Here is a 17,732-nt window from a genome sequence, read left to right as displayed (position 1 = left end):
ACGGAGGGTCGTGTCGAAACACGCTGTGGAGGCACCGGATGACCGAGAGCGCACGCCAGGCAGCACTGGATTCCCTGCGGATCCTGGATTCTGACCCCGAGCCGTTCTTTGATGCCCTGACCCACGCTGCTTACGCCATGACCGGCATGCCGGTGGCGATGATTTCGCTCATCGATGGCGAGCGCCAATGGTTCAAGGCGCACATCGGCCTGGAGGCGGCGTCGGAGACCGCCCGCGACATTTCGTTTTGCACCTGGGCGATCCAGTCCGACATGGTGCTGGAGGTGGAGGACGCGCGCGAAGATCCGCGCTTCGCCGACAACCCCATCGTGCAAGGCCCGCCTTACGTCCGCCACTACCTGGGCGCGCCGATCCGGCTGGAAGGCGGCAGCCGGATCGGAACGCTGTGCCTGCTCAACCCCGAACCCGGCCACGCCACCGCCGCCCAGCGCGAAGCGCTGGCGTGGCTGGCACGGGTGGCGGCCATCGGCATGGAACAACGCGCCAGCCTGCTCAACCGCATCGCCGAGAGCAACCGCCTGCATCGCCAGCTGCAACGCAGCCAGGCGTTCCTGGAGCGCACCAACACCCTCGCCAAAGTCGGCGGCTGGGAGCTCGCCCTGGACAGCAACACCCTGGACTGGACCCGCGAAACGCGCCTGATCCACGGCGTGGCCGAGGACTTCGACCCCAACCTGGCCGCAGCGCTGTCGTTCTACCCGGACAGCAGCCGCGAGCAGCTCCAGGACGCCATTGCCGCCTGCGCCGCCAACGGCACCCCGATCGACCTGACCGTGCGCGCGCTCAAGGCCACGGGCGATCGCACCTGGGTGCACATCGTCGGCCAGCGCGTGGAGGACGCTACCGGCCCGCGGCTGGTGGGTGCGATCCAGGACGTGACCGAACAGCGCACGGCCACCGACGCCCTGGCCCACAGCGAAGCCCGTTACCGGCGACTGTTCCAGCACAGCCTGGGCCTGATCTGCACGCACACCCTCGACGGCACGATCACCTCGGTCAACCCGGCCGCCTCGTTGTCCCTCGGGCGTCCCGAAGCGGAGCTGATCGGTCGCACGCTGGCCGAGATCATGCCGCTGGAGCGGCTGGAGTACCTGCAGTATTACCTGGAGCGCATCGTGGAGAACCAGAGCGATTCGGGCCTGATGGAGCTGGTCGCCGAAGACGGCTCACGCCGTTACTGGGCCTATCACAACGTGCTGGATACCGAGGCCGACCCGCCCTACGTCCTCGGCCACGCCCAGGACATCACCACCCAGCACCTGCAGGAGCGGCAGTTGCTGGAGATGGCCATCCGCGATCCGCTCACCCGGTCGTTCAATCGCCGCTACCTGGCCGAACTTGCCAGCAAGCAGCTCGACGCCTGGGGCTGCCTGGTCTTCGACCTGGACCACTTCAAGGAGATCAACGACACCCGGGGCCACGCCTATGGCGACGCGGTGCTGGTCGAGTTCGTGGCCTTCCTGTCCGCGCCGCTGCAGCAGGACGAGGTGGTGGTCCGCCTGGGCGGCGATGAGTTCCTGGTGTTCGTGCCGGGAGCAACGCTGGGCAGGCTGCAGGCCCTGGAAGCCGAGTATCAGCAGCGGGCGCACCTGGCACCGGTGCGGTTCTCCGGGGGCTGCGCGATCAACCGCTCTGGCGAGACCGTGGCCGACACCATCAACCGTGCCGACATGAAACTGTACGAGCGCCGCCGCCGGGAGCGTCCCGGCAGCGCCTGACGCCCGCGCAGTGGCTCACGCGTGCACGGCGTGGGTGCTGACCTGCTCGGATTTCCTGGGGGAACCCCCGCCCTGCACGGCCTGCAGCACCCGGCTGACCCGCTGCAGCGTGCCACGCAGGCCGGGCTCCAGCCCCACGATGTAGACAAAGCGCCCGTCGCATCGCGCGAACGCGTCTTCAAGCCCGTCGCTCTGCCCGAGCTCGCGCTCCAGGGCCTTGACCCAGTTGGCCGAAGGTGGCTGCTCCAGCTCGATCACCACGGCCAGTTCACCGGGATCCAGCGACAGCGTTTCAAACCGCAGCACGTGCGGGGACGAGGAGGTTTTCTGGGATGCGCCGCTCATGACCGGTCTCCAGCTGGACACGCCTGGAAGTATCCTCGGACGATGCCAAGATGGCGTCAAGACGGCCGGCAGGCAGGCTGCGGGCGGAGCATGCCGGTCAGCAGGAATGCGGTCCACGCGCCGGACCTCTTGCCGACGGAGCCTTAACCAAGGTTCCCTAAGCTACCTGCGCGTCGACGGCGTACCGCCCGACGTTTTGATTGTTCCGCTCGAATTGTTCGAAGGAACCTGATGGACACTGCTAAGGAGCCGCAATGAAGAAGCTGCACACCGCCATGCTTGCCGCATGCCTGCTGGGCATGAGTTCCCTCGCCTTCGCTGAGGTGGCAAACCTGACCAACAGCGCCGACGGTGCCACTCGGGACGCAGGTATCGCCTCCGTCAAGAAGAAACTGCAGGAAGCCTGCACGGACCGCAACGGCACGCCGAAGGTGGACTCTTTCGAAGTAGTGTTCGAAAGGACCAGCGACAATCCAAACGTGCCCAAGCCGTACTACGTAGACGGCAAGATGCAATGCGACCTGCCCTGAGTACGGTCGTCACTCCGTCGGATCGGCGAGAGTGCCCTCGCCTGTTTCCGGATCCGACAAGATTTTTACTGAGGAACCATCGTAAAAATCCTGCCTGGTCATATGAAGCCCGGTTGAAACAATCTCATTTTCCCTGAGGCTCCAGCTCTCCCGGCTCTCCAGCATGGATACCGAGTATGACCACGCCCCGGTTTCCTCGTTCTGCGCCTTCCCTATCACAGCGCCCCGGCGTCCGACTACCTCACCAATTATTGGCCTTCCAGCCACAACCTCTACGACCCCATAGAATTCAAACAGGGAATCATCGGCTCTACTCATTCCAATACCAAGCGAATACGCTTAAGCGTGGCCTCAAAATCCTTACAGCCATCTTCTGACCTAACTATGGATTGCGAGCCTGGAAGCTTGATGCGCGACACGTTGATGCCTGACCAACACGTCTCGCACCATACAACCTTCCAGCCGTACTCTCCGGAGGCAGGGCCAAAGTACTTAAAACTCAGCCCTGTACTACCACAGGAAGGGCACCTTGCAGACGGATACTCGCCATCAGACGTGGGCAGCTGCTTCAGCCAATGCAGGTACATCTGTCCTCCAACCATGTCACCAACTTGATCCCGCGATGCAAAGCCACAAAAGCGGCATGTTCGTCTTCAAGCCTGAGGCCGCCCGCCCCGCAGGAACTATCCCGTTGGGCGCTGGCGCTCCGTAGAGGTGAGTAGAGCGCCAAGCCTGCTTTCCACCTACATTCCCAGCCTCAATGCCAAGTTACCGAAAGTTAATCACAGGCTCCACAGGCTGAGCACCAGACCCAGGTAGACCGCTAGAGACTAATCCGCATCGCCCAAGTCAACGACCCCCAGCCTAAGACTTCGTCAAGTCATGTCAACAATCTGAAGGCGCTTCTCCAAAACAATGCTCTTCCAGCCATCGCTGAGCAGATTTTCATCTTCCAGAGCTTTGTACGCTCGACCATCGCGATCAACAATGTAATAGATCTGCCTCGCAATTTCGCCGGTGAACAAATAATCAAAGTTGAATGATGCCTCAAACTGGAACCAGATGAATACCGCGCCCTTGGCCTTGGCCACGCCCGTACAGACCTCCAGATAGCCTGCCAGATCGTCGGGAATTCTTGAGAGCCTGACCTCATAATTTACCAGGGATCGACCAGGGAGGGTGTTGAGCTCATCTTCCAGCAGAAATGGGGGCCACGCCTTTATCGGTTCCACATCGCCAGTAGCAAACGAACACTCCTGCATATTGGGGTCGCCTTCAAACAGGGCATACATCGCGATGTTTGCGTAAACCCCATCCCATAGGAGCGCATCCTCAACAATGCTCATCACTCAGTTCCCCACTCAGTAAGCTGCCAAGAATCCGGCTGGAACGCGGAGACTACGCGCCCATTGTACGGACTCTCCTTTGCCACGACGACTGCTATGCGCTTGCCGCCTACATACGTCGCAAATCCCTTTGCGTGCACGTCTTCAATTTCCCAGTTAAACGTGTGATTCGTGGGTTTGCCAGCAATGGCGACGTCGGCCCATGAACTGAGCAGCGCCCAACTGCCCCTTGGCAGCACAGCCTCAGCCTGCCTCGATCCCTGCACCGAGATAGCTATCCTCACCGGCTGCGCACCCTCGCATGCAGCCTGCAGCCTGCAGCCATGCAAAGGTCCGATGTATGCCTGGCTGGAAGCGCCGTCGCAGAGTATGGCCTGGCCGCTGGCACGCCGGCCGGAAAGACACTGGTAGAGCGCGCAAAGCGCTGAAATAGCGCGGCGGCAGGCCGGAAACTACGACCCTCGCCCGCCGTGCTGCCGCGCCAATGACAGGCAGCGCCATGAGCAGGTCGCCTGGGCGCCGCCCAGATCGAATTCGATGGGGATGCGATCGACACTCGACACTCGACACTTCGCCCGGCCGGACTACCGGTTGCACGTGGCTGCTCAATGGCGGCGTCGTCAATTCGCAAGGCTACGTCCTACAATGGTGCCCATCAACGCGCCGAACGGGTCTTCCGCGTTCCTGGGCTCGCGTCAATTGGATGGAGTACCCACGCTATATGTGGCCATGACCTCCATAGCGTGAATCCATCTTAATGGCATCAATAATTTCCCGCCAAACACTTTCGTGAACGATTAGATTTCCTTCGATATTGCGTGCTCGATAGACCTCCTCAACCGCGGCGGCGAATGCGTGAAACTCATCCGACGAAAGGTCGATGGCTGAAATAAAATTCATCCCGCCATCGTCAATCGGACTGAAAACCTTATTTCGGACAGCAATCTCTCCTGGCAGAAAAGTACTTCTTATCCTGTTCACAATAAGCGCGAATGGAATCGTGCCGATGGAAATGTCACCCATCTCACCGATGAGTATTGCCCCTGCCATGAATTACCCCGCTAATACTAGATTTCTGCTTCAGGCGGAAGGCGGACCTCCTCGCAAGCAGCATACCGCCATTCGCTGGCGTCAAGAAGAGTGTGTACTTCGGCGCGACCAATCGGCTTTTTGCAATGTGCATCCAAGCTAATACCAAGGTTGCGCTTGAGAAAGCCACCGGTTCGTTGCCAGCACCTCCTACCGGGATATCGTCCCTGTCTCGGCCTAAGGGCGTATCGTTCCCGTTCAAATCATAGATTACGTCTACACCTTCGGTCCCGATCAGATAGCTGTTGCCTTCATTGCCGGTGATGATATCCCGGTCGGGCAAGGTGCCGGAAACGCCCACTCCCGCTCTTCGCCCCACTGCTATAGTCCCTTCATCGTGACGGGCACCCCGCCCGTCCTTGGATCTCAGGGAGCGGGCCATGGGTCTCATTCAGGCAGTGAAGGGTGCAGTCGGCGGCGTGCTGGCCGACCAGTGGAAGGACTTCTACACCGTGCCGGCAGGCCTGCCGGCCACGGCGGCGCTGTTCGCGGCGGTGCCCCAGGGCACCAACGCCGGGCGCGGGTCCAACACCAGCGGCTCGTCCAACATCATCAGCAACGGCTCGAAGATCGTGGTGCCCGAGGGCTATGGCCTGCTGCTGTTCCAGGACGGGGCCATCACCGGCTTCGTCGCCGAACCGGGTGGCTACGAGTGGCGTTCGGATGACCTCAACTCGCAGTCGATCTTTGCCGGCGACGGCATCGTCACCCCGTTGATCAAGCAGAGCTGGGAGCGCTTCAAGTTCGGCGGCCAGCCGGGCGGCCAGCAGGCCGCGTTCTTCGTCTCGCTCAAGGAGCTGCCGGACAACCGCTTCGGCACCCAGTCCGAGATCTACTGGGACGACGGCTTCCTCAATACCCAGGTTGGCGCGATCACGCGCGGCTCGTACACGCTGAAGATCGTCGACCCCATCCTGTTCGTGAAGAACTTCGTGCCGGCCAGCTACCTGCAGCCGGGCAAGGTGTTCGACTTCACCGACCTGGACAACGCGGCCGCCAGCCAGCTCTTCAATGAGGTAGTGGGTTCGCTGGCGCCCGCTTTCAGCCTGTATACCAACGATCCGGGCAAGGGCAACCGCATCACCAAGCTGCAGCAGGATTCGCTCGGCTTCGCGCAGAGCCTGTCCGCGGCCGTCGAACAGGGCTACCAGTGGAAGTCCGACCGTGGCCTGGCCATCGTCAAGACCGCCATCGTCTCGATCGAGTACGACGCCAATACCCGCGAGCTGCTCAAGACCGTGCAGCGCGCCGATGCCTTGACCGGCGGCCGTGGCAACTCCAACCTGCAGGCGAGCGTGGCCCAAGGCATCCAGTCGGCCGGTGAGAACGGCGGCGCGGCCGGGCTGGTCGGCGTCGGCATGGCGACCGGCATGTTCGGGGCCGGCGCGATGCAGCAGCCGGTCGCCCCGGCAGCGCCGGCGGCCGATGACCCGGTGGCCAAGCTGAAGAAGGCCAAGGAGATGCTGGACCTCGGCCTGATCACCCAGGACGACTACGACGCGCTCAAGGCCAAGGCACTGGGTCTGTAAGGCGGGCGCACGATAACCATGTCCGATCCAAGAACACCGCCCCCGCTGCCCGGGGGCCCGCCGCCGTTGCCCGAGGCCGTCACCGGACCCGGTTCGCCACGCGACGTCCCGCCGCTGCCCGGCAGCTTCCCGCTGGACCCGGCCACCCTGCCCGACCCGATCCGCGCCGAGATCGAGGCGCCCGATCCGGTCGCGCTCGATACCCGGGCCGAGGAGCTGAAGGACGGGCTCAACCGTTGCCCGAAGTGTGGCTCGACCGACGTGCGCCTCAAGCTGGGCACCGACGTGCTGGTGTGCCAGTTCTGTCGCCACGAGTGGCACAGCGCGCTGGTGGAGCAGGAATTCGGGCTGGGCGAAGGGCTCGACCAGCTGCGGGGCACGGTCATCGCCTCCGGTGCCCGCGACATCCAGGCCGGGACCGCCAGCCTGATGAGCTTCAAGTGCACCGGCTGCGGCGCTGAAGTCACCATCAACACCGAAACGACCATGACCGCACGCTGCCATTGGTGCCGCCATGTGTTCGGGGTCAACGAACAGGTCGCCAACGGCGCGGTGCCCGATGCGGTGCTGCCGTTCCGGATCACGAAAGACGACGCGGTCGCGCGCATCCGCCAGTTCGTGGACAAGCGCCGGCTGTTCGCGCTGAAGGCGTTCAAGGAGCAGTTCACTCCGGAAAACGTGGTCGGCGTGTACATGCCGTACATGATCGTGGACAGCAATGTCAGCGCCCGCGTGACCGGCAAGGGTGAGATCAAGACCCGGCAGTACACCCGCGGCGAAGGCGACAAGAAGAAAACGTATTACGACGCGGACGTGTACCAGGTGGACCGCCAGGTGGATTTCACCGTGGACGACCTGCCGCTGGAATCCTCGGCCGAGCGCGGCAACCTGGATACCAAGGTCAACACCAACAACATCATCAACGCGATCCTGCCGTTCGACACCAAGAATGCGTTGAAGTGGAATGCATCGTACCTGCTGGGCTTTACCTCGGAAAAGCGCAACCTGGACGTGGAGAAGATGAAACCGCGGCTGGAAGACCAGCTGCTGTCCATCGCCCGTTCCGAGGTCGAGGGCTCGGTGCGCCGCTACGACCGCGGCGTGCGCTGGGAAACCGAGCAGGTGGACGTGCACGGTTCGCGCTGGGTGTCGATGTACCTGCCGGTGTGGCTGTATTCGTACCACCAGCCCGGCAGGAACGGCGGCATGTTGCACTACATCGCGGTCAACGGGCGCACCGGTGAAACCATGGGCAGCGTGCCGGTGCAGCAGTGGAAGCTGCTGCTGGCCGCGCTCACCACCGGCACGGTCGTTGAAGCCATCACCCTCTGGTTCCTGGTAGCTGCCTCATGAGCGACGATAGTGGACTCTGGTTGCTGTTGGCTGGCCCTGCCAGCGCAACAGCCCTGTACTGGGGCTTGTACCGGTACTACCGCAACACCGACAAATCGCACGCGTTCGAGCGCGAGACCACGGTGGAGGCCAAGCCGGTGACCGGCTCGGACCAGCAGGTGGGCACCAACAACGGCACCCAGGAGACGCGGATACGCGGCGACAACGTCCGCGAGTATCGGAAACGGGTGGTACGCGGGGGAGGATGAACGCGGCCCATCAACGCTCGTCTTCGCGCTACGTGCATCCACCATGCACTCTGACTAGACAAGACATGGCACACCGTGGGGCAAATCGCCCCAGCCGGAACTGCCATGAGCGAGTACGACCGCCCCGACCCGCGTCCGCGCGAGCTTTACCCCGTGACGCTCACCGTCAACGGTGCGCTGCACACCCTGCAGCTCGAATCCACGGTCAGCCTGCTCGACCTCCTACGTGAACGGCTTCAGCTGACCGGCACCAAGAAGGGCTGCGACCACGGGCAGTGCGGCGCCTGCACGGTGCTGGTGGATGGGCGGCGCATCAACAGCTGCCTCACCCTGGCGGTGATGCAGGACGGGGCCGAGGTGCAGACCATCGAAGGCTTTGCCGAAGGCGACGTGCTGCACCCGCTGCAGGCGGCGTTCGTGGCCTGCGATGCCCTGCAGTGCGGGTATTGCACCCCCGGGCAGATCTGCTCGGCACAGGGCCTGGTCAACGAAGGCAAGGCCTGCAGCCGCGACCAGGTGCGCGAGCTGATGAGTGGCAACATCTGCCGCTGCGGCGCCTATCCGCAGATCACCGATGCGGTGATGTCGGTGCTGGATGGCGACGATGAGGGCGCCAGACCGACCCCGAAAGACTGGGTGCCCGGGACGGTGCCGGCATGATTCCCCCGACCTACCAACGCGCCGAATCGGTGCAGCAGGCGCTGCAGGCCCTCGCCGATTCCGAAGGCGCCAACACCACCCGCTTCATCGCCGGCGGCACTAACCTGCTCGACCTGATGAAGCTGCAGTTGATGACTCCGGCTGCCCTGGTGGACGTGAACCGGCTGCCGCTTGATACCATCGAACAGCGCGAAGACGGCGGGCTGCGCCTGGGTGCCACCGCGCGTAACGCCGATACCGCCTGGCATCCGCTGGTGGAACGCAACTATCCCCTGTTGTCGGCCGCGATGCTCGCGGCGGCCTCGCCGCAGCTGCGCAACATGGCGAGCAATGGCGGCAACCTGCTGCAGCGTACGCGCTGCACGTATTTCTATGACCGGGCTACCCCGTGCAACAAGCGCGAACCCGGCACCGGCTGCTCGGCCGTGGGCGGGCTGACCCGCCATCACGCGATCCTCGGGGCCAGCGAACACTGCATGGCCACCCACCCTTCAGACATGTGCGTGGCGCTTGCAGCGCTGGAGGCCACCGTGCACGTGGCCAGCGTGCGGGGCGAACGGACCATCCCGTTCGCCGGGTTCCACCGCCTACCGGGGGATGCCCCGCATATCGACAGCACGCTGCAGCCGGACGAACTGATCCTGCGCATCGAACTGCCACCGGCGCCGGAATACGCCGCGCACAGCGCCTACCTGAAGTTGCGCGAACGGTTGTCCTACGCCTTCGCTCTGGTGTCCGTGGCGGCGGCACTGGATATTGCCGACGACGGCAGCATCCGCGGCGCGCGCCTTGCGCTGGGCGGCGTTGCGCACAAGCCGTGGCGCGACCCGGCGGCAGAAGCCCTTCTGGTCGGCCAGCGGCCCGGCACCGAGGCGTTCGCGGCGGCTGCCGACCGGCTCCTGGACGGCGCCGTCTCGCAGGGCCAGAACGCGTTCAAGATCCCGCTTGCCCACCGCGCCATCATCCGCGCGCTCACCACCGCCGCGAACGGCACGGTCACCAACCAGGGCGTGCCCCTGCTCCCCACCGGAGATGCCGCATGAACCTGCCCCTGCAGCCGCCGGTCGCCGTCCCCGGCACCGGCCACGTGCCGACCGGCACCGGCACGCCCCGCATCGACGGGCGCGCAAAGGTCACCGGCCAGGCGCGCTATGCGGCCGAATGGTTCCCGGAGGGTGAACTGGTTTACGGCGTGGCGGTGAGCAGCACCATCGCCAAGGGCCGCATCGTTGGCTTCAACCTGCAGTCCGCTGAAGGGGTACCCGGCGTGCTGAGGATCATCACCCACCTCAACCGACCACACATGCGCGGCAATGGCCTGTTCTACAAGGACATGACCGCACCCGCTGGCAAGCCGTTCCGGCCGCTGCATGACGATCAAGTGCTGTACAGCGGCCAGCCGGTGGCGCTGGTTCTTGCGGAGACCTTCGAGGCCGCCCGCGAGGCCGCCGAGCGGGTGGAGGTGTTCTATGCGGTCGAGGAGCACGACACCAACCTCCTCGCCGCGATCGGACGCGCGTACGAGCCGCGCAAGATGAAAGCGGGCTTCTCGGCGCCGCCCAAGGACAAGGGCGATCCGCAGGATGCCTTCGCCGCCGCACCCCACCAGGTGGTGGCGGACTTCCACCATGCGGTGGAGCACCACAACCCGATGGAGCTGTTCGCCAGTACCGTCATCCGCGGCGACGACGGCCACCTCACCATCTACGACAAGACCCAGGGCTCGCAGAACAGTCGCTGGTACGTGTCGCACGTGTTCGGCCTGCCCAAGAAGAAGGTCACCGTGCGCAACCCCTATGTGGGCGGCGCGTTCGGTTCGGGCCTGCGCCCGCAGTACCAGCTGGCCCTGGCGGTGATGGGGTCGCTCGCCCTGGAACGTTCGGTAAGAGTGGTGCTGACCCGCCAGCAGATGTTCACCTTCGGCCACCGGCCGGAAACCGTGCAGCGGGTGAAGCTGGCGGCCGACGCGGACGGCACCCTGCGTTCGATTTCGCATGACGCCATCGCCGAGACGTCCCGGATCGAGGATTACGTCGAGGTCGTGGTCAACTGGAGCGGCCAGCTGTATACCTGCGACAACGTGCACCTGGGCTACAAGCTGGTCGACCTTGACCAGTACAGCCCGATGGACATGCGCGCGCCCGGTGCCGCCCATGGCATGCATGCACTCGAAGTGGCCATGGACGAGCTGGCCGCGAAGATCGGCATGGACCCGTTGGCGCTGCGCCTGAAGAACTACGCCGAGACCAACCCGGCCGACGGCAAGCCGTTCTCCACCAAGGCGCTGCGCGAGTGCTACCAGCTGGGGGCCGAACGCTTCGGCTGGAGCGAGCGCGCACCGTTGCCACGCGCACGTCGCGAGGGCGACGAATGGGTAGGCTGGGGCATGGCCACCGGCCAGTGGGATGCGATGCAGATGTTCGCCCGCGCGCACGCCGAACTGCATGCCGATGGCCGGCTGGTGGTGAGCAGTGCCGCCAGCGATATCGGCACCGGCACCTATACGGTGATGAGCATGATCGCCGCAGAGGCGCTGGGTTTGCCGCTCGAGCAGGTGAGCTTCCAGATGGGCGATTCCACCCTGCCCGTCGCGCCGATCGAAGGCGGCTCGTCCCACGTCGCCACCGTCGGCTCGGCAGTCGAGGGAGCCTGCGGGAAGCTGAAGAAGCAGCTGCTTGCGCTGGCCCGCAAACAGGGCCGCGCCGAATTCGCACGCGCGCGGCTGGAGGATGTGGTCTTCGCCGGGGGACGCATGGCGCTGGCCGCCGACCCTGCCACCGCGATCCCGCTGAGCGACCTGCTCGCCAGCGGAGGGCTGTCCAGCATCGACGCCAAATACCTGCTGCTTCCCAACATCCTGGAGCAGCGCAAGTTCGTCCGCGCTACCCACAGCGCGGTGTTCGTGGAGGTCCGGGTGGACGAGGAACTGGGCACGGTGCGGGTGATGCGGGTGGTCAGCGCGATCGCCGCCGGGCGCATTCTCAATCCAACCACCGCACGCAGCCAGATCATCGGCGGTGTGATCTGGGGTATCGGCGAGGCGCTGCATGAGCAGACGGAGTCGGATCACCGCTTCGGCCGGTTCATGAACCACGACCTGGCCCAGTACCACGTGTCCGTGAACGCCGATATCCACGACATCGAGGTGCTGTTCGCCGACGAGGACGACCGGGTGGTGAGCAGCCTGGGCGCCAAGGGCGTCGGCGAGATCGGCCTGGTCGGGGTGTCCGCCGCGATCAGCAACGCGATCTACCACGCCACCGGCAAACGGATCCGCAGCACCCCGATCACCCCGGACAAGGTCATGCGTTGAGGGTCGCGCCTGCCTTCACCCGTTTCACCGTATGCCGACTGCGTCTGCCCCAGGATGGCCCGGTCGGCACGCCTGGGGCGTGCCCGTGCCTATCCCGTGAGCCAGGCGGCCGCAGCCAACGAGGAGCCAACCGATGCCTACCCCTCCGCACCTTTCCCTGTCGCGACGCGACGTGCTGAAACTCGGCGCCGGATCGGCCACCACCATGGTCCTGCCCGCGGCCGTTGCCGAGGCGCAGGGAAACCCGGCCGGGGCCCGCGCGCCGGTCAGCGCCGAGGTCGCCTTCGAGGTGAACGGTCGTCCGCGCACCCTGCAGCTGGACACCCGGGTGACCCTGCTCGATGCGCTGCGCGAGCACCTGCACCTGACCGGCACCAAGAAGGGCTGCGACCATGGCCAATGCGGCGCCTGCACGGTGCTGGTCGACGGCCGCCGGATCAACGCCTGCCTGACCCTGGCAGTGATGCACCAGGGCGCGAAGATCACCACCATCGAAGGTCTGGGCAGCCCGGACAAGCTGCATCCCATGCAGGCCGCGTTCGTGAAGCACGACGGCTACCAGTGCGGCTATTGCACGCCGGGCCAGATCTGCTCGGCGGTGGCGGTTTTGCAGGAAGTGCGCGACAACATTCCCAGCCACGTCACCGGCGACCTGCAGGCGCGTACCCCGCTCTCCACCGATGAGATCCGTGAGCGCATGAGCGGCAACCTGTGTCGCTGTGGTGCGTACTCCAACATCATCGAGGCGATCGAAGACGTGGGAGGGAAGCGCGCATGAGGGCCTTCAGCTACGAACGCGCCACCTCCCCGGCCGAAGCGGCCGCCGCCGCAGCGCGGACCCAGGGCGCGCGCTTCATCGCCGGCGGTACCAACCTGCTGGACCTGATGAAGCTGGAGATCGAAACGCCGGCGCATCTGATCGACGTGAACGGGTTGGCGCTGGATACCATCGAGGCGACCGAGGATGGCGGCCTGCGCATCGGTGCGCTGGTGCGCAACACCGACCTGGCTTCGGATGCACGCGTGCGCCGCGACTATGCGCTGCTGACCCGCGCGCTGGTCGCCGGTGCGTCCGGCCAGCTGCGCAACAAGGCCACCACGGCCGGCAACCTGCTGCAGCGTACGCGCTGCCCCTACTTTTACGACACCGCCCAGCCCTGCAACAAGCGCCTGCCCGGCAGTGGCTGCGGCGCGATAGGCGGAATCAGCCGGCAGCTGGCCGTGGTCGGCACCAGCCCGGCCTGCATCGCCACCCATCCCAGCGACATGGCGGTGGCGATGATGGCGCTGGACGCGGTGGTGGAAACCATCCGCCCGGACGGCTCCAGCCGGCGCATCCGGCTCAATGACCTGTACCGCGCGCCCGGCACCACGCCGCAGGTGGAGACCGTGCTCGACAAGGGCGAATTGATCGCCGCCGCCGTACTGCCTGCCCCGCTGGGCGGGACCCACATCTACCGCAAGGTGCGCGACCGTGCCTCGTACGCCTTCGCGCTGGTGTCGGTGGCCGCGGTGGTACAGCGCGACGGCAGCGGTCGGGTCGCCCTGGGCGGCGTGGCTTACAAGCCCTGGCGCACGCCCGAAGCCGACGCACTGTTGCCGCAGGGTGCGGCGGCCGTCATGGCCTCGCTGCTGAAAGGCGCGACGCCCTCGTCACAGAATGCCTTCAAGGTGCAGCTGGCCGAACGCACGCTCGCCGCCGTGCTGCTGGAGGCGAAGGGATAAGCCATGAAATTCGACACCCCCGCCGGCAAGAATCCAATCGACCAGCTCAAGGTGGTCGGCCAGCCGTTGAATCGTATCGATGGTCCGCTCAAGACCACCGGCCATGCCCCGTATGCCTATGAACGCCACGATGCGGTGGCCGCGCCGGCGTACGGCTACGTGGTCACCGCTGGCATCGCCAAGGGCCGGGTCAGCAGCATCGAACTGGACGCCGCACGCCGCTCCCCCGGGGTGCTGGCCATCGTCACCGCCGACAACGCCGGGCCGCTGCAGAAGTCGCAGCGCAATACCGCCGCACTGCTGGGCGGTCCGGAGATCTCGCACTACCACCAGGCGCTGGCGCTGGTGGTGGCCGAGACCTTTGAACAGGCGCGTGCCGCGGCCGGCCTGGTCAAGGTGCGCTATACCACGCAGAAAGGCGCTTACGACCTGGCCGCCGCAAAAAAGGCCGGCACCCACTTCCAGAAGACCGACCCGGATGCCCGCGTGGGCGATTTCGAGAAGGCCTTTGGTGAAGCACCGGTGACCCTGGACGCGCTGTACCACACCCCCGACCAGTCGCACGCGATGATGGAACCGCACGCCACCCTCGCTGCCTGGGAGGGCGACAAGCTCACCGTGTGGACCTCCAACCAGATGATCGACTGGGGCAAGACCGACCTGGCCAAGACCTTGGGACTGCCGAAGGAGAACGTGCGCCTGATCTCGCCGTACATCGGCGGTGGCTTCGGCGGAAAACTGTTCGTACGTTCGGACGTGCTGCTGGCCGCATTGGGTGCCCGCGCCGCAAAGCGCCCGGTCAAGGTCGCGCTGTCGCGCCCGCAGATCGCCAACAACACCACCCACCGCCCGGCCACGCTGCAGCGCATCCGCCTGGGGGCCACTGCGCAGGGTACGCTCACCGCGATCGGTCACGAATCGTGGTCGGGCAACCTGCCTGGCGGCTCGCCGGAAGAGGCCATCCAGCAGACCAAGCTGATGTACGCCGGTGCCCACCGGCTGGCCGGCCTGCGCCTGGCGCAGCTGGACCTGCCCGAAGGCAATGCGATGCGCGCGCCGGGCGAAACCCCGGGGTTGATGGCGCTGGAAATCGCGATGGATGAAATGGCCGAGAAGCTGGGCCTGGATCCGGTCGAGTTCCGGATCCGCAACGATACCCAGGTCGACCCGGCCAATCCGCAGCGCCCCTTCTCCCAGCGGCAACTGGTGCAGTGCCTGCGCGACGGTGCGCAGCGCTTCGGCTGGGACAAGCGCAATGCCCGCCCCGGCCAGCAGCGCGATGGCCGCTGGCTGGTGGGCATGGGCGTGGCCGCCGGCTTCCGCAACAACCTGGTGATGAAATCCGGTGCGCGCGTGCGCCTGGATGCGAATGGCCAGGTCACGGTGGAAACCGACATGACCGACATCGGCACCGGCAGCTACACCATCCTCGGCCAGACCGCAGCGGAGATGCTGGGCGTGCCGATTGAACAGGTGACCGTGAAGCTGGGCGATTCCAGTTTCCCGGCCTCGGCGGGTTCCGGCGGCCAATGGGGCGCCAACAGTTCCACCGCCGGTGTGTTCGCGGCGTGCACCAAGCTGCGCGAGGCGGTGGCGGCGAAGCTGGGGCTGGACCCCGCCACGGCGACGTTTGCCGACGGCCAGGTCAGCGGCGGCGGCAAGCGGTTCGCGCTGGGCAAGGCCGCCGCCGGTGGCGAGCTGGTGGTCGAGGACAGCATCGAGTTCGCCGAGCTGGAAGAGAAGTTCCAGCAGTCCACCTTCGCCGCGCATTTCGTTGAAGTGGGCGTGGACGTAGCCACCGGCGAAAGCCGGATCCGGCGCATGCTGGCAGTCTGCGCGGCCGGCCGCATCCTCAACCCGAAGACCGCGCGCAGCCAGGTGATCGGCGCGATGACCATGGGCGTGGGCGCGGCCTTGTCCGAAGAGCTGGCGGTGGACACGCGGCTGGGCTTCTTCGTCAACCACGACCTGGCCGGCTACGAAGTACCGGTGCACGCCGACATTCCCCACCAGGAAGTGGTGTTCCTGGACGAAACCGACCCGGTGTCGTCGCCGATGAAGGCCAAGGGCGTGGGCGAACTCGGCCTGTGTGGGGTCAGCGCGGCGGTGGCCAACGCCATCTACAACGCCACCGGCACCCGGGTGCGGGAGTACCCGATCACGCTGGACAAGCTGCTGGCCGGGCTGCCCGCGATCGGATGAGCGCCGGACGCGTCGCCACTGCGCTGGATGCCGAGGACGGCAACCCGGGCCGTGTGCTGCAAGCGGCGCTCGATGCGGTGCGCGCCAACCAGCGCGCTGCCTTGGCGGTAGTGCTGGAGACCGAGGGCTCCACGTACACGCGCGCCGGCACCCTGGTGCAGTTCAGCGACGCCGGCCATGTGGGCTGGCTCAGCGGCGGCTGCCTAGAGCCGGAGATCGAACGGCGCGCGCTGGACGCCGCCGACCATGGCGCGCTGGACTGGATGGAGATCGATACCCGCGACGACGACGCCCTGTTTGGCGGCAATGCCGTGGGCTGTCGTGGTCGGCAGCGGGTCGCGCTGATTCCGATGGCGGCAGTGCCGGGCATCGAGGCCGTGCTGGTTTCCTGGTTGCAGGGCGACAATACCTTGGCATTGCAGCTGCACGTCGATGGCCGGCTGAGCTGGCACTGCGGCGCCGCCGAAGTGTCGACGACCCTGCCCAGCCTGCCGGTGGAATGGAACAGCGGTGCCATGCAGTGGCGGTTGCAGTGGCGCCCGGCGCCCAGCGTGCTGCTGCTCGGCGCCGGGCCGGAGGCCACGCCGCTGCTGCCACTGCTGCAGGGGCTGGGGTGGCGGGTGCAGGTGGTGGAGCCGCGCGAACGCTGGCGTGCGCGGCTGCCCGACGCCCTGCCGCTGCCGGGCACGCAGCGCCCCGGTGAAGTTGTGTGGTCCGGCGCGTTGCCCGACGCGGTGCTGGTGATGCATCACAACTTCGAGTTGGATCGGGACGCGCTGGAGCAGTTGGCGGCCACGGAGATCCCCTTCATCGGCCTGCTTGGGCCCGCCCGACGCCGCGATGACCTGTTCAAGGTGCTGCCGGCGGCGGCCTGCGCCGCGCTGTCGCCCCGCCTGCGCTCACCGGTCGGGCTGGCCCTGGGCGGTCGCGGCCCGGATGCGATCGCGCTGAGCATCGCCGCCCAGCTGCAGGCGTGGCGTCACGCGGCACCGGGACTGTCATGACCGCGGGCGCGCCACGCGGCCACGCCGTAGTGGTCCTGGCGGCCGGCGCCAGCACGCGCCTGGGCCAGCCCAAGCAGCTGCTGCGCATCGACGGTGAAACGCTGCTGCACCGCATGGTGCGGCTGGCACGCGGCACCACGCCCGGCGCCGTGGTGGCCGTGCTGCCACCCGACGCCGATCTCCTGCGCGAAGCGCTGGCCGGCCAGCCGTGCACCCTGGCGATCAATCCCGATCCCGGCCGCGGCATGCGCAGCAGCCTGGACACCGCCGCGCCGTATGTCGCTGAATACGCGCAGGTGCTGGTCATCACCTGCGATCAGCCGGCCCTCGAAGCCGCGCACCTCCACGCCTTGTTGAGAGGCGCCTCAAACGCCTCCTCAGGCTGCGCCGCAACCACAACGCCAGGTAGTGACACGCCATGCGTGTCAACCGACGCCTCAAGCACCCCCGGCGTACCCGCAGTAATCCCAGGCCACTGGTTCACCGACCTCACCCCCGGCACCCCCGACAGCGGCTTCCGCGCCCGCCTGCGCGCCCTGCCCCCGTCGTCGCTGTTCCTGCTGGACGCCCCCGGACTGGCGCTGGACATCGACACCCCCGAGAACCTGCGCACCGCCCGCGCCCTCGGCCTCATCGACCCCGCCTGACC

The 17,732-nt window shown here is 66.1% G+C and carries 17 protein-coding genes; 13 read left to right on the top strand and 4 right to left on the bottom strand.

Features of this window, described 5'->3' with window-relative positions:
- Positions 1 to 38 precede the first annotated feature (38 nt).
- Positions 39 to 1,739 (top strand): sensor domain-containing diguanylate cyclase, encoded by a 1,701-nt coding sequence (locus tag FSZ13_RS00675; RefSeq protein WP_145477523.1) that lies wholly within the window; start codon positions 39 to 41, stop codon positions 1,737 to 1,739.
- 15 nt (positions 1,740 to 1,754) lie between these two features.
- Here the strand turns inward: FSZ13_RS00675 and FSZ13_RS00670 are convergent, their stop codons facing one another.
- Entirely contained in the window at positions 1,755 to 2,084 is a 330-nt protein-coding gene (locus tag FSZ13_RS00670) for a hypothetical protein (RefSeq protein ID WP_145477522.1), read from the bottom strand.
- Between the two features lie 254 nt (positions 2,085 to 2,338).
- Here FSZ13_RS00670 and FSZ13_RS00665 point away from each other — a divergent pair, with 254 nt between their 5' ends.
- A complete protein-coding gene (locus tag FSZ13_RS00665; protein ID WP_145477521.1) occupies positions 2,339 to 2,614 on the top strand; it encodes a hypothetical protein in 276 nt (91 codons plus the stop codon).
- Positions 2,615 to 2,623: 9 nt separating this feature from the next.
- Here FSZ13_RS00665 and imm31 read toward each other — a convergent pair whose 3' ends face one another.
- From imm31 to FSZ13_RS00650, 3 genes are all read right to left on the bottom strand, one after another.
- Positions 2,624 to 2,932 carry an Imm31 family immunity protein gene (imm31, locus tag FSZ13_RS00660; RefSeq protein ID WP_145477520.1) on the bottom strand — a complete coding sequence of 103 codons (309 nt, stop codon included), beginning with the start codon at positions 2,930 to 2,932 and terminating at the stop codon, positions 2,624 to 2,626.
- A 557-nt stretch (positions 2,933 to 3,489) separates the two neighbouring features.
- Positions 3,490 to 3,960, bottom strand: coding sequence for a hypothetical protein (locus tag FSZ13_RS00655; RefSeq protein WP_145477519.1), 471 nt, complete (start codon positions 3,958 to 3,960; stop codon positions 3,490 to 3,492).
- A gap of 717 nt (positions 3,961 to 4,677) precedes the next feature.
- Positions 4,678 to 5,010, bottom strand: a complete 333-nt coding sequence (locus tag FSZ13_RS00650) for a hypothetical protein (RefSeq protein ID WP_145477518.1) — start codon at positions 5,008 to 5,010, stop codon at positions 4,678 to 4,680.
- Between the two features lie 419 nt (positions 5,011 to 5,429).
- On the opposite strand from FSZ13_RS00650, the gene FSZ13_RS00645 reads away from it, so the two are divergent.
- From FSZ13_RS00645 to FSZ13_RS00595, 11 genes are all read left to right on the top strand, one after another.
- Positions 5,430 to 6,578 carry an SPFH domain-containing protein gene (locus FSZ13_RS00645; protein WP_145477517.1) on the top strand — a complete coding sequence of 383 codons (1,149 nt, stop codon included), beginning with the start codon at positions 5,430 to 5,432 and terminating at the stop codon, positions 6,576 to 6,578.
- Positions 6,579 to 6,596: 18 nt separating this feature from the next.
- On the top strand, positions 6,597 to 7,931 hold the full coding sequence (locus FSZ13_RS00640; RefSeq protein WP_145477516.1) for a TFIIB-type zinc ribbon-containing protein: 1,335 nt from the start codon (positions 6,597 to 6,599) through the stop codon (positions 7,929 to 7,931).
- On the top strand, positions 7,928 to 8,179 hold the full coding sequence (locus FSZ13_RS00635) for a hypothetical protein (protein ID WP_145477515.1): 252 nt from the start codon (positions 7,928 to 7,930) through the stop codon (positions 8,177 to 8,179). The genes FSZ13_RS00640 and FSZ13_RS00635 overlap by 4 nt, the downstream gene beginning before the upstream one ends.
- A 105-nt stretch (positions 8,180 to 8,284) precedes the next feature.
- Complete coding sequence (locus FSZ13_RS00630) at positions 8,285 to 8,839, top strand: 2Fe-2S iron-sulfur cluster-binding protein (protein WP_145477514.1); 555 nt, start codon at positions 8,285 to 8,287, stop codon at positions 8,837 to 8,839.
- On the top strand, positions 8,812 to 9,882 hold the full coding sequence (locus FSZ13_RS00625) for an FAD binding domain-containing protein (RefSeq protein WP_186308846.1): 1,071 nt from the start codon (positions 8,812 to 8,814) through the stop codon (positions 9,880 to 9,882). Before FSZ13_RS00630 ends, FSZ13_RS00625 begins: the two co-directional genes overlap by 28 nt.
- Positions 9,879 to 12,152, top strand: coding sequence for a xanthine dehydrogenase family protein molybdopterin-binding subunit (locus FSZ13_RS00620; RefSeq protein WP_145477512.1), 2,274 nt, complete (start codon positions 9,879 to 9,881; stop codon positions 12,150 to 12,152). The genes FSZ13_RS00625 and FSZ13_RS00620 overlap by 4 nt, the downstream gene beginning before the upstream one ends.
- 133 nt (positions 12,153 to 12,285) lie before the next feature.
- A complete protein-coding gene (gene paoA, locus FSZ13_RS00615; protein ID WP_145477511.1) occupies positions 12,286 to 12,930 on the top strand; it encodes an aldehyde dehydrogenase iron-sulfur subunit PaoA in 645 nt (214 codons plus the stop codon).
- Positions 12,927 to 13,877: an FAD binding domain-containing protein gene (locus FSZ13_RS00610; protein WP_145477510.1), complete on the top strand. Its 951-nt coding sequence runs from the start codon at positions 12,927 to 12,929 to the stop codon at positions 13,875 to 13,877. The genes paoA and FSZ13_RS00610 overlap by 4 nt, the downstream gene beginning before the upstream one ends.
- 3 nt (positions 13,878 to 13,880) lie before the next feature.
- Positions 13,881 to 16,079 (top strand): aldehyde oxidoreductase molybdenum-binding subunit PaoC, encoded by a 2,199-nt coding sequence (gene paoC / locus FSZ13_RS00605; protein WP_145477509.1) that lies wholly within the window; start codon positions 13,881 to 13,883, stop codon positions 16,077 to 16,079.
- A complete protein-coding gene (locus tag FSZ13_RS00600; RefSeq protein ID WP_145477508.1) occupies positions 16,076 to 17,083 on the top strand; it encodes an XdhC family protein in 1,008 nt (335 codons plus the stop codon). The genes paoC and FSZ13_RS00600 overlap by 4 nt, the downstream gene beginning before the upstream one ends.
- Positions 17,080 to 17,730 (top strand): nucleotidyltransferase family protein, encoded by a 651-nt coding sequence (locus tag FSZ13_RS00595; protein WP_145477507.1) that lies wholly within the window; start codon positions 17,080 to 17,082, stop codon positions 17,728 to 17,730. The genes FSZ13_RS00600 and FSZ13_RS00595 overlap by 4 nt, the downstream gene beginning before the upstream one ends.
- The last annotated feature ends 2 nt before the right edge of the window (positions 17,731 to 17,732 follow it).

The sequence above is a fragment of the Stenotrophomonas rhizophila genome (assembly GCF_007667275.1).
Taxonomy (GTDB): Bacteria; Pseudomonadota; Gammaproteobacteria; order Xanthomonadales; family Xanthomonadaceae; genus Stenotrophomonas; species Stenotrophomonas maltophilia_AE.
Note: the sequence above shows the minus strand (reverse complement) of the source record. Positions and strands in the feature narration are given on the sequence as shown.

What these genes read in the sequence shown, in the direction of transcription:
- FSZ13_RS00675 (WP_145477523.1), top strand. Translation starts at nt 39, where the DNA reads ATGACCGAGAGCGCACGCCAGGCAGCACTGGATTCCCTGCGGATCCTG.
- FSZ13_RS00670 (WP_145477522.1), bottom strand. Translation starts at nt 2,084, where the DNA reads ATGAGCGGCGCATCCCAGAAAACCTCCTCGTCCCCGCACGTGCTGCGG.
- FSZ13_RS00665 (WP_145477521.1), top strand. Translation starts at nt 2,339, where the DNA reads ATGAAGAAGCTGCACACCGCCATGCTTGCCGCATGCCTGCTGGGCATG.
- imm31 (WP_145477520.1), bottom strand. Translation starts at nt 2,932, where the DNA reads ATGAGTAGAGCCGATGATTCCCTGTTTGAATTCTATGGGGTCGTAGAG.
- FSZ13_RS00655 (WP_145477519.1), bottom strand. Translation starts at nt 3,960, where the DNA reads ATGAGCATTGTTGAGGATGCGCTCCTATGGGATGGGGTTTACGCAAAC.
- FSZ13_RS00650 (WP_145477518.1), bottom strand. Translation starts at nt 5,010, where the DNA reads ATGGCAGGGGCAATACTCATCGGTGAGATGGGTGACATTTCCATCGGC.
- FSZ13_RS00645 (WP_145477517.1), top strand. Translation starts at nt 5,430, where the DNA reads ATGGGTCTCATTCAGGCAGTGAAGGGTGCAGTCGGCGGCGTGCTGGCC.
- FSZ13_RS00640 (WP_145477516.1), top strand. Translation starts at nt 6,597, where the DNA reads ATGTCCGATCCAAGAACACCGCCCCCGCTGCCCGGGGGCCCGCCGCCG.
- FSZ13_RS00635 (WP_145477515.1), top strand. Translation starts at nt 7,928, where the DNA reads ATGAGCGACGATAGTGGACTCTGGTTGCTGTTGGCTGGCCCTGCCAGC.
- FSZ13_RS00630 (WP_145477514.1), top strand. Translation starts at nt 8,285, where the DNA reads ATGAGCGAGTACGACCGCCCCGACCCGCGTCCGCGCGAGCTTTACCCC.
- FSZ13_RS00620 (WP_145477512.1), top strand. Translation starts at nt 9,879, where the DNA reads ATGAACCTGCCCCTGCAGCCGCCGGTCGCCGTCCCCGGCACCGGCCAC.
- paoA (WP_145477511.1), top strand. Translation starts at nt 12,286, where the DNA reads ATGCCTACCCCTCCGCACCTTTCCCTGTCGCGACGCGACGTGCTGAAA.
- FSZ13_RS00610 (WP_145477510.1), top strand. Translation starts at nt 12,927, where the DNA reads ATGAGGGCCTTCAGCTACGAACGCGCCACCTCCCCGGCCGAAGCGGCC.
- paoC (WP_145477509.1), top strand. Translation starts at nt 13,881, where the DNA reads ATGAAATTCGACACCCCCGCCGGCAAGAATCCAATCGACCAGCTCAAG.
- FSZ13_RS00600 (WP_145477508.1), top strand. Translation starts at nt 16,076, where the DNA reads ATGAGCGCCGGACGCGTCGCCACTGCGCTGGATGCCGAGGACGGCAAC.
- FSZ13_RS00595 (WP_145477507.1), top strand. Translation starts at nt 17,080, where the DNA reads ATGACCGCGGGCGCGCCACGCGGCCACGCCGTAGTGGTCCTGGCGGCC.